Origin of the sequence: Rodentibacter genomosp. 1 (assembly GCF_001999285.1) — a bacterium.
Taxonomy (GTDB): Bacteria; Pseudomonadota; Gammaproteobacteria; order Enterobacterales; family Pasteurellaceae; genus Rodentibacter.
The window spans coordinates 44997-64119 of sequence record NZ_MLHN01000014.1 but is presented as its reverse complement, the minus strand read 5'-3'; the positions used below and the strand labels follow the sequence as shown (position 1 = coordinate 64119).

The following is a 19123-nucleotide window of genomic DNA, read 5'->3' as shown; positions in this document are numbered from 1 at the left end:
AGTCAATCTTCCGAAGAATAAATCCCTCGGAAGATAAACATACTATTTTTTCCAGTTCTTCAAGGCATCCGCAAAGGCATTGCCTATTGCACTATTATTTGGGCGTGAGCTTCGATCTTGACGTGATATATTCGCCTTTGGTTTAGCCGATGAAGTGCGGTCAGATTTATCGGTATTTTTTACCGCACTTTCATCTAATCGCATGGTCAGTGCAATGCGTTTACGAGGAATATCCACCTCTAACACTTTGACTTTCACAATATCACCGGTTTTCACCACTTGATGTGGATCTTCTACAAATTTATCACTGAGTGATGAAATATGTACCAGCCCGTCTTGGTGTACCCCAATATCTACAAATGCGCCAAAATTGGTGACATTCGTGATTGTGCCTTCTAAAATCATTCCGGCTTTTAAATCGGTGATGTCTTCCACACCTTCAATAAAGGTGGCGGTTTTAAATTCACCACGAGGATCACGTCCCGGTTTTTCCAATTCTTTGAAAATATCTTGTACCGTTGGTAACCCAAAACGTTCATCGGTAAATTGTGCGGCGTTAAGCTGACGCACCGTATGGCTTCCCATTAATTCTTGAATGGATTGTTGAGTCGCTTGTAAGATTTTTTCTACCAATGAATAAGCCTCCGGATGAACCCCTGATGCATCCAGTGGATTTTTTCCGTCTGCAATACGCATAAAACCGGCACATTGTTCAAAGGCTTTTGGTCCTAAACGAGGCACTTTCTTTAGTTGCTCACGGCTGTCAAAGCGACCGTTTTCATCACGATAAGCCACAATATTTTGCGCCAAGGTTTTTGTCATGCCTGCTACTCGGGCAAGTAATGGTGCGGAAGCCGTATTTAAATCAACGCCTACTGCATTCACACAATCCTCAACGACCGCATCTAATTTACGGGCTAATTGAGATTGATTGACATCATGTTGATATTGCCCCACGCCAATCGCCTTGGGTTCGATTTTCACCAGCTCTGCCAAAGGATCCTGTAATCGGCGGGCAATGGATACCGCCCCACGCAAGGAAACATCTAAATTTGGAAATTCATTGGCGGCAAATTCGGAAGCGGAATAAACTGAAGCGCCCGCTTCGCTCACCACTACAGTTTGCGGTTTATTGTCTTTAATTTCTTTAATCACCTCTTTCGCAAAACGTTCCGTTTCACGAGAGGCTGTGCCATTACCAATGGCAATAAGTTCCACATTATGCTGACAAATCAAGCTGAATAAGGTCATTCGCGCTTCACTCTCACGACCGGTGTGAGGATAAATGGTCGCTGTATCCAATAATTTCCCTGTGTTATCCACCACGGCAACTTTCACCCCGGTGCGTAACCCCGGGTCAAGCCCCATAGTATTTTTTGACCCGGCTGGTGCCGCCATTAAAAGAGCGGTCAGATTTCGGGCGAAAACATCAATGGCTTCTTCCTCCGCTTTTTCACGCAAGGCGCTCATTAATTCCGTCTCTAAATGCAGAGAGACTTTAATTTTCCACGTCCAAGCAATGACTTGTTCACGCCATTTATCCGCCGGCAGAGCGCTGAAACGCACGCCCAAGTGTTCTCGAATAATGTCTTCACAATAACTGTGGCGTGTTCCTTCTTCTGCATCAGGATCTGCATTTAAGGTAATCTGTAAAATGCCTTCATTACGCCCTCTGAACATCGCCAAAGCACGGTGAGAAGGCACATTTTTCAATAATTCCTGATGGTCAAAATAATCTTGGAATTTTGTCCCTTCTTGTTCTTTTCCTTCTGCTACTTTCGATTCAATTTGTGCATTTTGCTGCAAATATTGACGTACTTTTGCCAATAATTGTGCATCTTCGGCAAAACGTTCCATTAAAATATAGCGTGCCCCATCTAACGCAGCTTTCGTGTCAGCGACACCTTTTTCAGTATCAACGAAAGAAAGAGCGGTCGTTTCCGGCTCATTTTTTGGCTCGTTCCAAAGTAACTCGGCAAGAGGCTCAAGCCCTGCCTCAATAGCAATTTGCCCCTTTGTACGACGTTTAGGTTTATAAGGTAAATAGAGGTCTTCAAGTTCAGTTTTGCTTTGTGTCGCTTCAATTTGGGCACGTAATTCATCGGTGAGTTTGCCTTGTTCATCAATAGATTTCAAAATACTTTGACGGCGTTCTTCAAGCTCACGTAAATAGCCTAAACGGGTTTCAAAATGGCGTAGTTGAGTATCATCTAAACCACCGGTAGCCTCTTTACGATAACGTGCAATAAATGGAATAGTATTGCCGTCATCGACAAGTTGAATGGCAGAGAGAATTTGATTAGGTGCAACATTAAGCTCTGTTGCGATAATTTGACTGATTTGTTGATTTAACATCGGAATACGTCTTTGTTGAAAATAAAGTTAATGAAAATCGGGCATAGAATACTGGTTTTGATACCTTGGCTCAAATATAATTCAATAAATTTTCCGACCTTTATAAAATAAATGGCAAAATCAAACTACATCACACGCCAAGGCTGGAACGCTTTGGACAAAGAACTCAAATTTTTGTGGAAAGAGGAACGCCCCAAAGTCACTCAAGCGGTGTCTGATGCGGCAGCGTTAGGGGATCGCAGTGAAAATGCCGAGTATATTTATGGTAAACGCCGATTGCGGGAAATTGATCGCCGTGTGCGTTTTCTCACCAAACGCCTAGAAGTTTTACAAATTGTGGATTACAACCCTAAACAAGAAGGTAAAGTCTTTTTTGGCGCATGGGTGGAATTAGAAGATGACGCAGGAGAGATAAAGCAATATCGTCTGGTCGGCTGCGATGAGTTTGATCCGGCAAAAAACTGGATTTCTATTGACTCCCCTGTAGCACGTGCTTTAATTGGTAAAAGCATTGATGATGAGGTGAATGTGAAAACACCTTCAGGGCGTATAACATACTACGTTAACCGAATTTGGTATGAAACTACCTAAAACTTTATAGATTGAAGATTATCAATATTGAAAATAACATGCCTCAAATTCTAAAAAGGTTTCATTTCTTATATAGAAGATTTTCAAAAATATAGAAACAAAAATCCGCACATAATATGTGCGGATTTTTGTTTAATAATCACTTTGTGCTTCATTAGTGCAGCCAATAATTGAAACACTTGCACTGGCGCCAATACGTGTTGCACCGGCTTCAATCATGGCTAATGCCGTTTTCGTATCACGTACCCCGCCCGAGGCTTTTACACCAATATTACCCACGATTTTTTTCATTAATGCGACATCTTCAACGGTAGCTCCGCCTTTGCTGAATCCAGTAGAAGTTTTGACGAACGCCACACCTAATTCCAGACAAATTTCACAGGCTTTAATGATTTCTTCTTTAGATAATAAACAGGTTTCTAAAATCACTTTCAGCGGTATTCCATTACAGGCATTTAATACAGCTTGAATATCGTCTTTTACCGCTTGCCATTTATTTGATTTAATCCAACCCACATTGATGACCATATCAATTTCATTTGCACCGGCTTTGATGGCTTCTTGCGTTTCAAAGGCTTTCACTGATGTTAAATTAGCGCCAAGCGGAAAACCGACAACGGTACAAATCTTCACATCAGATCCTGCTAATTTCTCTTTTGCTAAGGGGATATAACCCGAATTGATACAAACAGAGTAAAAACCGTATTTCACCGCTTCATCACAGAGCATTAAAATATCCTGCTCATTTTTATCAGCGGTAAGCGCGGTATGATCAATATATTTTGCAAGGGTTTTGTTGTCCATTTTGGTTCTCCTTTATACAGTAAAAATTTGCCTGGCTATGATAGCAAAATATTGTGAAATTTGACCGCACTTTTATGATAAATTATCGCCATTCTTTTTTATTGAACATTTTATGAAATTAGCAAAATTACTCAAAAATAGCATTTCCCTTGTGCTTACGTTCATTATCGTCAGTAGTATTTTGGATTTTATCCGTAAGCCTGAGATTCCACCGGAAATTAATACCACAGCCTTATATGATTTGCAGGGTAATGCCTTCTTTCTCCCACAAATTGCTCAAGATAAGCCTACATTGATTTATTTTTGGGGAACTTGGTGCGGTTATTGTCAATATACCTCCCCGGCAATTAATGATTTGGCAAAAGAAGGTTATCCGGTGATTTCTATTGCCCTACGTTCAGGGAATGCAAGTGAGGTGAAAGCGTATTTAAGCGAACACAATTATATTTTCACCACAGTCAATGATCCTCAAGGGGAAATCGCACAAAAATGGCAAGCCAATGTCACGCCAACGATCATTATTTTGAATAAAGGGAAAATGGATCTTGCCACCACAGGATGGACAAGTTACTGTGGGTTAAAAGTGCGGTTGTTTTTCACCGAGTTTTTAGGTTAAAAGATGGTTGCTTTTACCTTCACTTGAAAATCAATTACAATGGCAACAATTTTATACGATGATAAAGGACAGCATTATGATTATTGTAACCGGTGGCGCTGGTATGATTGGCAGCAACATTGTCAAAGCATTAAATGAAATAGGACGTAAAGATATTTTAGTCGTCGATAACTTAAAAGATGGAACTAAATTTATTAATTTGGTGGATTTAGATATTGCCGATTATTGTGACAAAGAAGATTTTATCGCTTCCATTATTGCCGGTGATGATTTTGGCGATATTGATGCCGTATTCCACGAAGGGGCGTGTTCTGCCACCACAGAATGGGACGGCAAATATTTAATGCAGAACAATTATGAATATTCCAAAGAATTGTTGCATTATTGCTTAGATCGCCAAATTCCCTTTTTCTATGCTTCAAGTGCGGCAACTTATGGGGGACGTACCGATAATTTTATTGAAAAACGGGAATTTGAAAGTCCGCTCAACGCCTATGGCTACTCAAAATTCTTATTTGATGAATATGTGAGAAAAATTTTACCAACGGTAGAATCGCCGGTTTGCGGGTTCAAATATTTCAATGTTTATGGCCCGAGAGAACAACACAAAGGCTCGATGGCAAGTGTGGCATTCCATTTAAATAATCAAATGTTGAAAGGGGAAAATCCAAAATTATTTGCCGGTTCGGAAACGTTTCTCCGTGATTTTGTTTATGTGGAAGATGTCGCGAAAGTCAATATTTGGGCGTGGCAAAATCGTATTTCCGGCATTTACAATCTCGGCACCGGCAATGCGGAATCCTTCCAAGCTGTTGCGGAAGCGGTGATTAAATTCCACGGTAAAGGAAAAATTGAAACAATCCCATTCCCCGACCATCTCAAATCCCGCTACCAAACCTTTACTCAAGCGGATTTAACTGCATTACGTGCGGCAGGTTATAAAGGTGAATTTAAATCTGTCGCCGAAGGGACAACGGCCTATATGGCATGGCTCAATAAAAATTAATCGCTCATTGGATTGAGTTTATCTGCGACATTTAAAAAGCAAAGTGCGGTCAAAAATTCATTTGTTTTTTACCGCACTTTTTACAAGGTGAAAAATGAATATTCTCGTTATTGGTCCTTCCTGGGTTGGCGACATGATGATGTCGCACAGTTTATATCAACAACTCAAAATTCAGTATCCTCATTGCAACATTGATGTCATGGCGCCGAATTGGTGTAAACCTTTACTTGCCCGTATGCCTGAAGTACGCAATGCCATTGAAATGCCTTTAGGGCATGGCACTTTTGCTCTTGGTGAGCGTTATCGTCTGGGAAAAGCATTGCGTGGGAGATATGAAATGGCGATTGTGTTGCCGAATTCATTGAAATCCGCACTGATTCCGCTCTTTGCGAAAATTGCTGTACGACGTGGTTGGAAGGGAGAAAGTCGCTATTTTTTATTGAATGATTTACGCAACAACAAGCGGGATTATCCGATGATGGTACAGCGCTATGTTGCGCTCGCATTTGAAAAAAATAATGTTCCCGAGGCGGCAAATATTCCTGTATTAACCCCTTATTTAAGCGTAAATGAAAAGCAACAGACAGAAATCTTAAAAAAATTTGAAAAACAGACCGCACTTTTAGACGAACGCCCGATTATCGGTTTTTGTCCGGGAGCGGAATTTGGGCCGGCAAAACGTTGGCCTCATTATCATTATGCTGAACTGGCGGGAATGCTCATTGAGCAAGGCTACGCAGTCGAAATCTTCGGTTCGCCAAAAGATATTGAGGCGGGTGAGCAAATCCGTCATACCTTGCCTCAAGAGCAGCAACGCTTTTGTGTGAATTTAGCGGGGCAAACGAATCTAAATCAAGCGGTCGATCTTATCGCAAATTGTACGGCAGTGGTGAGCAACGATAGCGGTTTAATGCACATTGCTGCCGCAACCAATCGCCCGTTAGTTGCCCTTTACGGCCCGACCAGCCCGACTTACACGCCACCTCTTTCCGATAAAGCGGTGATTATTCGATTAATTGAGGGGGATTTAATTAAAGTACGTAAAAGCAAAGATAGTGCCGAGGGGTATCATCAAAGTTTGATTGATATTCCCCCTCAAATGGTGATGGAAAAATTAAACACATTATTAGCAAAATCATGAAAATTTGCTTAATTAAAACCTCCTCTATGGGCGATGTTATCCACACATTGCCCGCATTAACCGATGCCCAACAAATGATCCCAAATTTAGCCGTGGATTGGGTAGTAGAAGAAAATTTTGCTGAAATTCCCCAATGGCATTCGGCGGTGAATTGCGTGATCCCTATTGCCCTCCGTCGTTGGCGGAAGTCCCCTTTTTCCTCACAAACAAAAAATGAGTGGAAAACTTACCGCACTTTACTCCAAAAAGAGCATTATGATGCCGTGATTGATGCGCAGGGATTATTTAAAAGTGCGTTTTTTGCTACCCGTCTCGCAAAGGGCACAACGCATGGCTATGATCGTCATAGTATCCGAGAACCGATAGCCTCTCTTTTTTATGATAAAAAATACGCCATTTCCTATCAGCAACACGCTGTTGAACGTATTCGGCAGTTATTCGCACTAAGCCTTAATTATGAATTGCCGTATTCACAAGGTGATTATGGTATTGCACAACATTTTACCGTTACCTCCATTGAGCCTTATGTGATTTTTTTTCATTCCACTACCCGAGATGATAAACATTGGCTTGAATCGGAATGGGAAAATTTAATTGAAAAAATGACCGCACTTTCCATACAAATCCGTTTACCTTGGGGGAATGAAAAAGAAAAAGAACGGGCGGAACGCTTAGCAAAAAATTATCCGAATGTTCAAGTACTGCCAAAGCTAACGCTCACCGAGTTGGCAAAGCAAATTGCGAATGCAACTGCCGTGGTCTCTGTGGATACAGGATTAGCACATTTAACGGCGGCGTTGGATAAACCCAATATCACTCTTTATGGTGCAACAGATCCTAAATTAATCGGTTGTTATGGAAACAATCAGCATTATTTATCGGCAGGTTCGATGGATAGAATTTCTGCGACTCAGGTTTTTGAATATCTGAATACATTGATCAGATGAAATTAAATGGACTCATGTTTTTTCGCTATATCATAGATGAAAAATTGCTTGATCCCTTCTTAGGGAAAGAATAAACTCCAAAAAGTTCAATTTTTTTCTTCATTTTTATAAGGAAAGCATTATGAAAAAAACACTTCTTGCTTTAACTGTTGCTGCATTCGTAGCCGGTTCAGCACAAGCCTACCAATTCAACATCAAAGAAACCGGCACCGATATTGATTTCAGTGGTTCTCTTCGTGTGAAGTGGGAGAGCACTTCCAATAAAACAAATTATGTGAATGGCGTGGAAACCAAAGAACATATTAATCACGCCGTCGATAACAACGGTTCACGTTTTGGCTTTAAGGTAAAACAAAATCTAGGCGGTGATTTTTATGCATTAGGTCGTGTTGAATGGCGTTTCCGTGGTGAGGCTCCGTCACAGCATGATTTTGATCATATTTATACCCGCCAGCTTTATGCCGGTTTTGGGCATAAACAATTTGGAGAATTGGTTTATGGTAATATGACGACAATTACGGATGAAGTGAAGCAAACCGACTTACCAAACACCTATAGCTTATCCGATGGTTTATTAGATTCAGCTGCCCGCCGTGTACTTCAATACACTTATAGAGGTCACTATGGCGATAATAAAGTCAAATTTGGTGTGTATTACGGTGGGGCAAGTAAACGGGGTGATACCAATTTAGATTTGGATAATCGACGTAAAAATGTTTGGGGAACGGCATTTATTTTTAATCACAAAATTGATGATATTCAAAATTTTACCCTTGCAACAGGGTTTACCCGTGAGATTTCTGCAAACCAATCTATTTCCTCTTCATTTTCACAGAATGCTTATGCACTAGGCTTAGCTTACAATTTTTCCCACACTACCTATGGTTTAGATGTTGAGCAACAAGTAATAAAAAACAAAGCATCGATTGGGAACAAACAAACCAAAAATGAAGTACGTGCTGTTATTCGCCAGGGTTTGAATGATGATTGGAATGTCTATGCGATGTATGCCTATAAAACGGACAAATTTGAACCGACCTCCGGTTTAGAGAACAAAGCGACAAAACGCCAATTTATGGTGGGAACCGAATATTATGTTTATAAACAAGGTTCGCTGAAACTAAAACCATTCTTAGAGTGGCAGGCAACACGCACGAAGTATGAAAATAGCAGTATTGATCGTAGCCGTGATTTAAAAACTGTCGTCGGTTTACGGGCATACTGGTAATCAAATTTACCGCTATCAAAGCGAGTCAGAAGTGGCTCGCTTTTTCTTTAGGATTGCAATTGCCTAAAATGCCCCCATAATACAGCACAAGCTAAAAGTACGGTAAAAATTCTCGGTATTATGTAACAAATGCCCAGAAATAGAAATTTCAACGATATGTAGGGACACACTGCGTGTGTCCGCATTTTAACATATTGAAATGATTTAACTTTATAACGGACACACGCAGTGTGTCCCTACAAGCTAACTCAAAAACAAATTTGTGCAACTGCTACATAATACCGAAAATTATTCATAAATCACTAAGTGATTTATTCATTCCTTTGGATCCGTTGGCAGAGCTAACGTTTAAAAAACTTTGTTTTTAGTGACCGCACTTTCTAGTTCACTTTAATAAGGAACAAAATATGAATGACACACAAGACAATGACAAACTTTATCGCTATCTTTTCCAAAATCGTGCTGTTCGTGGGGAATGGGTGCGTTTAAATCAAAGTTTTGTCGATACTTTAAACACTCATCATTATCCACAATCTGTACAGAATTTATTGGGTGAAATGATGGTGGCAACCACATTGCTTACGGCGACATTAAAATTTGAAGGCAATATTACCGTACAAATTCAAGGTGACGGTCCACTTCGCCTTGCATTAGTGAATGGCAATGATCAGCAACAAATTCGTGCTTTGGCTCGAGTGGAAGGGGAAATATCAACCGAAATGACCCTGCATGAAATGATTGGCAAAGGTGTATTGGTGATCACCATTGCACCGAAAGAGGGTGAGCGTTATCAGGGCGTCATTGGATTAGATAAGCCAACCATTACCGAATGTTTAGAGGATTATTTTGCCCGCTCCGAGCAGCTTCAAACCCAGTTAATTATTCGCACTGGGGAGTATGCAGGTAAACCTGTGGCAGCCGGAATGTTATTACAAATTATGCCTGATGGTGAAGGTTCGCCTGAGGATTTTGAACATCTTGCCACATTAGCGGCAACGGCAAAAGATGAGGAATTATTCGGTTTACCGGCGGAAGAAATGCTGTATCGACTTTATCACGAAGAAACGGTAGAAGTCTATGCGCCACAAGCCATTCAATTTTTTTGCGGTTGTTCGGCAGAGCGTTCCGGTGCCGCATTATTATTGATTCCTGATGCGGAGATTGATGAAATTTTAGAAGAACACAAAGGCAGTATTGATATGCAATGCGAATGTTGTGGTACTCATTATTTCTTTAATAAAGACGCTATCACCGCGTTAAAATCAGCCACATAAGCAGAGTAACCAACAAAAAATCCCGAGAAATCGGGATTTTTTGAATCAAAAGTGCGGTCAAATCCTGCCGAGTTTTATTCAGGCGTGATCCATTCCACTTTCCAACTTCCTGTACCTTCAGGTACTAAAATTTTAGAGAGATAAGGCAGGAGCATTTTCATTTGATTTTCTAGCGTCCAAGGCGGGTTAATCACAATCATACCGCTTGCTGTCATCCCCCGCTGATCGCTATCAGGGCGAACTGCCAGTTCAATTTTCAGAATTTTACGAATACCGCTTGCTTCCAATCCTTTAAAAATACGTTTAGTTTGTTGGCGTAGCACCACGGGATACCAGATAGCATAAGTACCGGTAGCAAAACGTTTATAACCTTCCTCTATGGCTTTGACGACTAAATCATAATCTTCTTTAAGCTCATAGGGCGGATCAACCAATACTAATCCACGGCGTTCCTTTGGAGGTAAGGTTGATTTAACTTGTTGAAAACCATCGTCACACTTTACAGTAATATTTTTAAATTCTTTAAAATTATTGCGTAAGAGCGGGTAATCGCTTGGGTGTAATTCTGTGAATAATGCACGATCTTGCGGGCGTAGTAATTGTGCGGCAATCATCGGAGAGCCGGCATAATAACGAAGTACTTTTCCACCATAATTAAGATTTTTGATTAGATCCACATAGCGGCTCACTTCCTCCGGTAAATCGCTTTGTCCCCACAAGCGACCAATTCCTTCTTTATATTCACCGGTTTTTTCCGATTCGTCTGAGGATAAACGATAACGTCCCACACCAGAGTGTGTATCCAAATAATAAAACCCTTTTTCTTTGAGTTTCAGATTTTCCAAAATGAGCATAAGCACAATATGTTTTAACACATCGGCATGATTGCCTGCATGGAAGGAATGACGATAACTCAGCATAGTTGTCCTTTTCGTTAAAAAGTGCGGTTACAAAAAACAAGTTTTTTGAATGTTGGCTTTTCCAATAGCGCCAAAGGAGTGAATAAAATTAACCGCACTTTAGTGATGATATAGCGTCACATTGCTGTTCAAACCGGATTTTTGTTTTATTCGTAGGGACACCGAGAGTATCCGTTTTAAAACCAAATCCCATAGCAACGTAATACTCTGATTAGAATAATTCTTCCGGTTGTGCAACCGGGGTGGCATCTTGTATTTTTCCTGTTCCACCGTTTAAGCGTTGTTGTAATTCAGGTGGTACGTAATAACCACGTTCCTTCATTTCGGCCACATAGGTTCGTTTTGGTTCTGTACCTACGATAAAGTATTCTTTCCGCCCACCGTATTCCGAGAGTAATCCGGAGTTACTGTCGATCGTTTTTTCCATAATATTTGGCGGTAAATTAAGGTTTCTTTCAGGGGTATCGGCAAGCGCAACTTTCATATAAGCGATCCATGCAGGCATTGCTGTTTTACCTCCGGATTCACCTCGGCCTAATACACGCTTATTATCATCAAAGCCGACATAGGTAGTGGTAACGAGATTTGCCCCAAAACCGGCATACCAAGCCACTTTTGAACTATTTGTTGTTCCGGTTTTACCGCCAATATCACTGCGGTATTTCATTTCTTTTGACATCCGCCAGCTGGTTCCTTTCCAACTTAATCCTTGCTCTCCGTAAATGGCCGTATTTAATGCACTGCGAATTAAAAATGCTAGCTCTCCACTGATAACACGTGGTGCATATTGCACTCTGGCACTTTCGTCTTTTGCATCAGCCATCAGATTAACCGCCCCCTCATTTAACACGCCACTCTGTGCTTGCAGTTCCGGTAAGTCAGGCACATTTTCAGGTTGAACATCTTCTTCCGTATCCGTGTTAGTATTACCTTTTGCCACTTTTAAATCATCAGGTTTGGCAATATTCTGGAAGCCATCAATTTTGTCTTTTGTTTCACCGTAAATGACCGGAATATCGTGGCAGGTGATACAAGCAATTTTAGGATTTGCAATGAATAAATCCTTACCATTATTGTCTTGAATTTTTTCAATAATATAAGGGTCAATTAAAAAGCCACCATTATCAAATACAGCGTAAGCCCGTGCCATTTCAAGCGGAGTGAAGGAGGCTGCGCCCAAAGCAAGGGCTTCACTAGCAAAATATTGTTCACGCTTAAAGCCAAAACGTTGTAAGAAATCAGCGGTAAAACCAATACCAGCGGTTTGTAAGGCACGAATCGCAATCATATTTTTTGATTGTCCTAATCCTACCCGTAAACGCATTGGCCCATCATAGCGATCCGGTGAGTTTTTTGGATTCCATACCTTTTGCCCCGGTTTGGAGATCGAGATTGGGCTATCTTGTAACACACTGGAAAGGGTTAAGCCTTTTTCCAATGCGGCCGCATAAATAAAGGGTTTGAAGGAAGAACCGACTTGAACCAATGATTGTGTTGCACGGTTAAATTTGCTTTGCTCAAAGCTAAAACCACCCACTAATGCTTCAATGGCGCCATTGTCGGAATTTAAAGAAACGAGAGCAGAGTTGGCTGCCGGAATTTGTCCTAAAATCCATTCACCATTATCACGTTGGCGAATCCAAATTTGTTCACCCGCTTTGACCGGTGATTTTCCTGCCCAACGCATCGCATTGCTTGAAAGGTGCATCGTTTGATTATTCGCTAGCAATAATTCTGCCCCATTTTTATTTAATGCGGTGACGGCCGCAGGAATAAAAGGATCTGAATTTGGAAGTTGTTTCAAGAAAGCAACGATACGTTCATGCTCCCATGCCGTCTCGCCTTTTTTCCACAACGGTGCACCGCCACGCCAACCATGACGCATATCATAGTTGATCAAATTATCACGTACGGCTTTTTGTGCTTCGGCTTGATCTTTGGAAAGGACGGTTGTGAAAACTTTATAACCGCGGGTATAAGCATTCTCTTCACCAAAACGTTTTACCATTTCTTGACGTACCATTTCCGTGACATAATCTGCCCTGAAATCAAATTTTGCACCATGATAGGTTGCGGTGAGCGGCTCTTTGAGCGCCGTGTTATATTCCTCTTTCGTGATGTATTTTTCATCAAGCATTCGTGCCAAAACAATATTACGACGCTCTTCAGCACGTTTTGGAGAATACAAAGGATTCATTGTTGAAGGGGCTTTAGGTAAACCTGCAATCATTGCCATTTCCGACAAAGTCAGCTCATCCAAGGATTTACCAAAATAGGTTTGTGCCGCTGCTGCAATACCATAAGAACGGTAGCCTAAGAAAATTTTGTTCAAATAAAGTTCAAGAATTTCCTGCTTGTTTAAGGCGTTTTCAATTTCAATGGCAAGCACCACTTCCCGAGCTTTACGTATAAGTGTCTTTTCCGGTGTTAGGAAAAAGTTACGTGCTAATTGTTGAGTAATCGTACTGGCACCTTGAGAAGCCCCACCATTGCTGAGTGCGACAAACAATGCTCGGGCAATACCTATCGGATCAATCCCATGGTGATCATAAAAACGACTATCTTCAGTGGCTAAGAAAGCTTCAATTAAACGTGGCGGTACGTTTTCTAATTTCACCGGAATACGACGCTGTTCCCCCACTTCTCCGATTAATTTTCCATCCGCCGTGTAAATCTGCATCGGTTGTTGCAATTCGACATTTTTCAACGTTTCTACTGAAGGTAATTCAGACTTTAAGTGGAGATAAAATACACCGCCCGCGACTAGCCCTAAAATACATAGGGTTAAGAGGCTACTAAATATTAATTTTGCGATCCTCATCGTAAAATTCTCTCTTGATTGATGATAATAAATAAAATCACATTATGATTTGGCTAATAAGTATAAAAGATTCACCGCCTAAATAATAGGAAAAGCATATGCCAATACCTTATAAAAAACGGCAAATAATACAAATTGGCGTTCATCAACAACGGGATCAATTTCAATTTGTTTGGTTGAACAGCCAAAATCAAGTCCAATCTTTTTCACTTCCGGACGATGAAAGGAATATTGAAGCCCAAGTCATGGCACGTCTCGTGCAGGATTTTCCACAAACCCGTTTAAAATTACGCTGTGTAGGTTGTATTTTGCCTCATTTGATTTGGTCAAAAACCTTACTTTTACCTCATAGATTGAATGTGCAAGAATGTGAGCAACAATGTCGTTTTGTCCTACAAAAAGAATTGCCGATCCCTTTTGAAGAACTGTGGTTTGATTACATTTCAACACCGTTAAAACAAGGTTTTCGTTTAGAAATTTATGCCGTTCGCCGACAAGTGGCTCAGGAAACGCAAAAAATCTATGGACGCTTATCTCTCGATGTATTAGATGTCGCCTATCATGCCATTTTACGTACATTTCGTTTCCTTTTAGGTGAAGAACAAGAGGATTCATTGTATTTATACCAAGATGAATGCCATTGTTTTGCTATCCGTCCCGCCCCCCAAGGATTGCAGGTCTTACAAACAAGGGAAAACTTAACCGCACTTTATACACAATTTTGCCAACGCTTTGAGGTTGAGATTGCGCATGTTTATGTATATCAAACATCCGACACTGAACAAATAAATTTACCGGAAAATTGGCAACGGGTTACTATAAACTTGCCTTTTATTGCCTTAGGAAATGCGTTGTGGCAAAGGGATTTACCTCAAAATAATGTTGATTTTTCGACCGCACTTTTAAATGAGAATCTTAATGAACGGCATTAATTTACTGCCTTGGCGGCTAGAGAAATATCGGCAATTGCTGTTTCTGTTTTGGCTCAAAACGTTTATCGTGTTGGGAATTGCTTTTTTGCTATATGTTGCACTGAGTTGGTTTCAACACCAACAAAAAGAGGCATTAAATGTGCAATTACAGCAGTTTGAACAACAAAAAAGTCATCTAACGCAAACTGTCCAAAATATTGCCCAAATAAAACAGAGGATACACTCTTTAACAGGGTGGCAAGCCATTGAATCTGATACGGTTGAACAAGTTTTGTCTTTGTTACCTCAATTTCCTTTTCAACAAGGTGAGCTGGAAATATTCAGTCTTAATGAAGAACGGATTCAGCTGAATGGGTTTTGTTTATCACAACAGGAATTTGAATTATTGCACGAATTTCTGAGTTCGCATTTCAACACCGTTAAATTGACACAATTTAAAACAGAACAAGGACGCTTGGTTTTTCAGGTTGATCTCTCCCTAGAAATAGTAAGAGGTGATAAATGAGACGTCTAATTAAACAGCGAATACCCATTATTGAAAAGTGGTTGATATTGCCAAAAATGTATCATTGGGGCTTTTTTATCTGTTGTTTAGGTGCAGTCAATTTTTCTATTCTTTTGGAGGGCTGGAAAACTGAGCGGCAACGGCAAACGTTAGCACAGGAAATCGCACAGCAATCAATAGAATTAGCTCATCAAGACAAATTACTTTCCACTTTGAAAAAACATTCTAATCAGCATGAATTATCACCTCAGCTCACCAAGCAAATTGTCGCTTTAGATGAACAAATTCATCAATTAATGAGTAATGACATTGAACTGATCGTTTACCAATGGGATTTTTCCTCACGCCCGATTTTGCAGATTCAATTAGAAGGGCAATTTCAATATTTATATCATTTTCTTACCGCACTTTTAGTACAACAACGCTCACTTTCTTTCGTGCAACTTGCGATGGAAAAAGCAGAAAGTGGAAAGGTACAAAGCAACATTGTTTTACAACTTAAAAGGGAGGAATAAGGATGTTGAAAGCTCGTCATTTTTTAGAATTGGGCTGCCTACTTTTCAGCCTTAATGCGGTCGCCGCAGATCCCTTTGATCACACTCAACGCCAAACTGGGGAAAATAAAGTGAATCTCCCTAAAATAACAAAAGAAAAATGTGCGTTTAAAGAACCCTCCTTTGCCACAGAAAGTGCTTTTGAACAGCTGAAATTAGTGGGTGTAATACTTTACAAAAATAGACCGGAGGCGCTGTTTTTAGATCCTCAACAACAATTGATCATGGTTAAACAGGGTTACAGGTTAGGGCAAGAAGGGTATTTAGTACAGCAGATCGAAAAAAGTGGCATAACGTTATTGCGTTCAAAAGTAGGGCAATGTGAACAAACTACCCCCTTAGAACTTAGATTTTAGGAGAAAATATGAAGATATGGCTTAAAAAGTGCGGTCTCTTTTTACTAAGTTTTTATTGTGCCGATTTGTTTGCGGCAGAATTCGCGGATAATCAGGTTTTTTCTATTCGATTGAAGCAAGCCCCTATGGTGTCTAGCCTACAAGAACTTGCGTTGGCACAGGGACGTAATTTAATTATTGATGACGAATTAGAAGGTTCGCTTTCATTACAATTAGATCATGTTGATTTTGAGCGGGTATTGCGTTCTGTCGCAAAAATGAAAGGGCTTTCCTTACGATTGGAAGATGGAATTCATTACTTAGGAAAAAAAACCTTGGCTTCTACGGCAATGTCATCATTACCCACAGGGCAAGAGGTCTTGGATCACATAAAAATACCTTCCTCTCCCCTTGTGAATAAAACCATTAAACTTCATTTTGCGAAAGCCTCCGAAGTGATGAAATCACTTACGACCGGTAGCGGCTCATTACTCTCTACCGTGGGAAGTATTGCATTTGATGATCGGAGTAATGTATTGATTATTCAAGATGAGGCAAAATCCGTCAAAAATCTGGTAAAACTGATTGCCGAACTGGATAAACCCATAGAGCAAATTGCCATTGAAGCTCGTATTGTCACCATCACGGATGAAAGCCTTAAAGAGTTGGGGGTTCGTTGGGGCATTTTTTCACCGGCAGAAAATGCTCATCGTGTCAGCGGAAGCCTTGCGGCGAATGGTTTTTCGAATTTAACGGATAACTTGAATGTCAATTTTGCGACTAATATCACACCGGCAGGTTCGCTTGCATTACAAGTGGCAAAAATTAATGGGAGACTATTAGATTTAGAATTGACCGCCCTTGAGCGTGAAAATAATGTCGAAATTATTGCAAGCCCAAGGTTGCTGACCACAAATAAGAAAAGCGCCAGTATTAAACAAGGTACGGAAATTCCTTATGTGGTGACAAATGGCAAAAACGAGACACAATCCGTTGAGTTTCGTGAAGCCGTATTAGGGTTAGAAGTCACACCACATATTTCGAAAGATAATAATATTCTGTTGGATTTATTGGTAAGCCAGAATTCACCGGGAAGCCGGCTATCTTATGGGCAGCAGAATAATGAAGTGGTGTCCATTGATAAACAAGAAATCAATACGCAAGTCTTTGCGAAAGACGGAGAAACCATTGTATTAGGCGGTGTGTTTCACGATACGATCACCAAAGGTGTTGATAAAGTCCCCGTATTGGGCGATATACCGTTAGTCAAGCGATTATTTAGTAAGGAAACCGAGCGGCATCAGAAGCGTGAGCTTGTCATTTTTGTTACACCAAGGATTCTAAAACAAGGGGGAAGCTTACAAGGGATAAAACCAAAAACAGAAACCCAATCAGGAAAATAAAAGTGCGGTTAAATTTTAGTGAATTTTTCCAATTTAGCTGTGTGCTATGCCAATCTCCGTTAAAACTGGGGGCAAATGGCTTGTGTTCAAGGTGCCAACGACAAATCCCACGATATACCTACTGTGGCCGTTGTGGCGCACCTTTGCAATATGTTGCCGGTTATTGTGGAAATTGCTATCGTCATGCCTTTATTTGGGATCGGCTCGTGGTTATCGGGCGTTATGATGAGCCACTTTCCCATTTAATTCATCATTTTAAGTTTCAAAAAAAATTTTGGCTTGATCGAACTTTAGCCCGTTTATTATTACTTGAGCTTTATGAGGCAAGGCGAATATACGGATTAACCTTTCCTCAAGCCATTATTCCTGTACCGCTCCACCATCTCCGCCAATGGCAACGGGGCTATAATCAGTCTGATTTATTAGCGAAAGTGCTCAGTCGATGGCTTAATATTCCTTGTTTATCCCATATTGTTAAGCGAGTAAAAAATACACCGACCCAACGTGGTTTAAGTGCAACAGCCCGTTGCCGAAACTTGAACAATGCGTTTAAAATTACTCTTTCATCTCCCTTTCCTTATAAGCGGATAGCACTTGTAGATGATGTGATTACAACAGGCAGCACACTTAACGAAATAGCCACGTTACTACGTCAATTGGGTGTTCAAGAAATACAAGTATGGGGATTGGCACGTGTTTAATGAGATTGAGCGACAAAAAAGTGGAAAAAATACCGAGGTAGGCGTATCATCTGACAAATTTTCTCAAGTATTAAGGAAGCTTTATGGAACAAATTGCTATTTCGGAAGCGGCACAGGCACATTTTCGTAAATTATTGGATACACAAGAAGAAGGCACGAATATTCGTATTTTTGTAGTAAACCCTGGCACGCCGAATGCAGAATGTGGGGTATCTTATTGCCCCCCGAGTGCAGTGGAAGAAAGTGATATTGAAATGAAATATAGTACGTTCTCAGCCTTTGTGGATGAGATCAGCCTCCCGTTTTTAGAAGACGCCGAGATTGATTATGTAACTGAAGAATTGGGAGCGCAGCTCACGTTAAAGGCACCAAATGCAAAAATGCGTAAGGTTGCAGATGATGCGCCTTTGATTGAACGTGTGGAATATGTCATTCAAACTCAAATTAATCCACAGTTAGCCGGCCATGGTGGAAAAATCACCCTCATTGAAATTACAGAAGACGGCTATGCCGTTTTACAATTTGGAGGGGGCTGTAATGGTTGTTCAATGGTGGATGTCACCTTAAAAGATGGAGTGGAAAAACAATTAGTCGGTCTATTCCCGAATGAATTGAAAGGGGCAAAAGATGTGACAGAACATCAACGAGGCGAACATTCCTACTATTAACAACACACCTCCCACCATAGACGGTGGGAAAATCAGTGAAAACAACCGCACTTTTACAACATTTTGAGTTGTTTTTAAGGACACACTATGTATGTCATTTTTTATAACTTGTTGAAATTGTTTTTTATAAAGGAAACTCAATGTGCGTCCGTTTTATTTTGCTAATCCCGTTAAGTGAAAGACTAATATTACCTATTCAATATTAAATAACGTGGTTAGTAGGGACACACTGCGTGTGTCCGTTATAAAATCAAATCATTTCAATATGTTAAAATTCGGACACACACTGCGTGCCTCTGCAAGCAAACAAAAAATCAGTGTT

At 40.5% G+C, this 19123-nt stretch carries 18 protein-coding genes; 14 read left to right on the top strand and 4 right to left on the bottom strand.

Going from position 1 to position 19123, the window contains the following annotated elements; genetic code table 11:
* Positions 1-42: 42 nt before the first annotated feature.
* Positions 43-2355, bottom strand: coding sequence for a Tex family protein (locus tag BKK54_RS08605; RefSeq protein WP_077542674.1), 2313 nt, complete (start codon positions 2353-2355; stop codon positions 43-45).
* Between the two features lie 111 nt (positions 2356-2466).
* On the opposite strand from BKK54_RS08605, the gene greB reads away from it, so the two are divergent.
* Positions 2467-2946 carry a transcription elongation factor GreB gene (greB, locus tag BKK54_RS08600; RefSeq protein WP_077542673.1) on the top strand — a complete coding sequence of 160 codons (480 nt, stop codon included), beginning with the start codon at positions 2467-2469 and terminating at the stop codon, positions 2944-2946.
* A gap of 132 nt (positions 2947-3078) precedes the next feature.
* Here greB and deoC read toward each other — a convergent pair whose 3' ends face one another.
* On the bottom strand, positions 3079-3750 hold the full coding sequence (deoC, locus tag BKK54_RS08595) for a deoxyribose-phosphate aldolase (protein ID WP_077542672.1): 672 nt from the start codon (positions 3748-3750) through the stop codon (positions 3079-3081).
* 112 nt (positions 3751-3862) lie between these two features.
* Between deoC and BKK54_RS08590 the strand changes: the two genes are divergently transcribed.
* The 6 genes from BKK54_RS08590 to hslO all read left to right on the top strand — a co-directional run bounded on the left by BKK54_RS08590 (position 3863) and on the right by hslO (position 9962).
* Positions 3863-4366 (top strand): protein disulfide oxidoreductase, encoded by a 504-nt coding sequence (locus BKK54_RS08590; RefSeq protein WP_077542671.1) that lies wholly within the window; start codon positions 3863-3865, stop codon positions 4364-4366.
* A gap of 76 nt (positions 4367-4442) precedes the next feature.
* Entirely contained in the window at positions 4443-5372 is a 930-nt protein-coding gene (gene rfaD, locus BKK54_RS08585; protein WP_077542670.1) for an ADP-glyceromanno-heptose 6-epimerase, read from the top strand.
* A 94-nt stretch (positions 5373-5466) separates the two neighbouring features.
* Positions 5467-6513 (top strand): lipopolysaccharide heptosyltransferase II, encoded by a 1047-nt coding sequence (gene waaF / locus BKK54_RS08580; RefSeq protein WP_077542669.1) that lies wholly within the window; start codon positions 5467-5469, stop codon positions 6511-6513.
* Positions 6510-7460 (top strand): lipopolysaccharide heptosyltransferase RfaC, encoded by a 951-nt coding sequence (gene rfaC / locus BKK54_RS08575; protein WP_077542668.1) that lies wholly within the window; start codon positions 6510-6512, stop codon positions 7458-7460. Before waaF ends, rfaC begins: the two co-directional genes overlap by 4 nt.
* A 121-nt stretch (positions 7461-7581) precedes the next feature.
* Positions 7582-8688 carry a porin gene (locus BKK54_RS08570; protein WP_077542667.1) on the top strand — a complete coding sequence of 369 codons (1107 nt, stop codon included), beginning with the start codon at positions 7582-7584 and terminating at the stop codon, positions 8686-8688.
* A gap of 407 nt (positions 8689-9095) precedes the next feature.
* Positions 9096-9962, top strand: a complete 867-nt coding sequence (gene hslO, locus BKK54_RS08565; protein WP_077542666.1) for an Hsp33 family molecular chaperone HslO — start codon at positions 9096-9098, stop codon at positions 9960-9962.
* A gap of 74 nt (positions 9963-10036) precedes the next feature.
* Here the strand turns inward: hslO and BKK54_RS08560 are convergent, their stop codons facing one another.
* Both BKK54_RS08560 and BKK54_RS08555 read right to left on the bottom strand, forming a co-directional pair.
* Positions 10037-10882, bottom strand: coding sequence for a 23S rRNA (adenine(2030)-N(6))-methyltransferase RlmJ (locus BKK54_RS08560; RefSeq protein WP_077542665.1), 846 nt, complete (start codon positions 10880-10882; stop codon positions 10037-10039).
* Between the two features lie 211 nt (positions 10883-11093).
* Positions 11094-13703, bottom strand: coding sequence for a penicillin-binding protein 1A (locus tag BKK54_RS08555; protein ID WP_077542664.1), 2610 nt, complete (start codon positions 13701-13703; stop codon positions 11094-11096).
* A 98-nt stretch (positions 13704-13801) separates the two neighbouring features.
* On the opposite strand from BKK54_RS08555, the gene BKK54_RS08550 reads away from it, so the two are divergent.
* The 7 genes from BKK54_RS08550 to nfuA all read left to right on the top strand — a co-directional run bounded on the left by BKK54_RS08550 (position 13802) and on the right by nfuA (position 18801).
* Positions 13802-14635, top strand: coding sequence for a competence protein ComA (locus BKK54_RS08550; protein ID WP_077542663.1), 834 nt, complete (start codon positions 13802-13804; stop codon positions 14633-14635).
* Positions 14610-15140, top strand: a complete 531-nt coding sequence (locus BKK54_RS08545) for a PilN domain-containing protein (protein ID WP_158074625.1) — start codon at positions 14610-14612, stop codon at positions 15138-15140. Before BKK54_RS08550 ends, BKK54_RS08545 begins: the two co-directional genes overlap by 26 nt.
* Complete coding sequence (locus tag BKK54_RS08540) at positions 15137-15655, top strand: hypothetical protein (protein WP_077542661.1); 519 nt, start codon at positions 15137-15139, stop codon at positions 15653-15655. The genes BKK54_RS08545 and BKK54_RS08540 overlap by 4 nt, the downstream gene beginning before the upstream one ends.
* 2 nt (positions 15656-15657) lie before the next feature.
* Entirely contained in the window at positions 15658-16050 is a 393-nt protein-coding gene (locus BKK54_RS08535; protein ID WP_077542660.1) for a pilus assembly protein PilP, read from the top strand.
* Between the two features lie 8 nt (positions 16051-16058).
* Entirely contained in the window at positions 16059-17432 is a 1374-nt protein-coding gene (locus tag BKK54_RS08530) for a type IV pilus secretin PilQ (RefSeq protein WP_077542659.1), read from the top strand.
* 2 nt (positions 17433-17434) lie between these two features.
* Entirely contained in the window at positions 17435-18133 is a 699-nt protein-coding gene (locus tag BKK54_RS08525; RefSeq protein WP_077542658.1) for a ComF family protein, read from the top strand.
* Positions 18134-18216: 83 nt separating this feature from the next.
* A complete protein-coding gene (nfuA, locus tag BKK54_RS08520) occupies positions 18217-18801 on the top strand; it encodes a Fe-S biogenesis protein NfuA (protein ID WP_077542657.1) in 585 nt (194 codons plus the stop codon).
* The last annotated feature ends 322 nt before the right edge of the window (positions 18802-19123 follow it).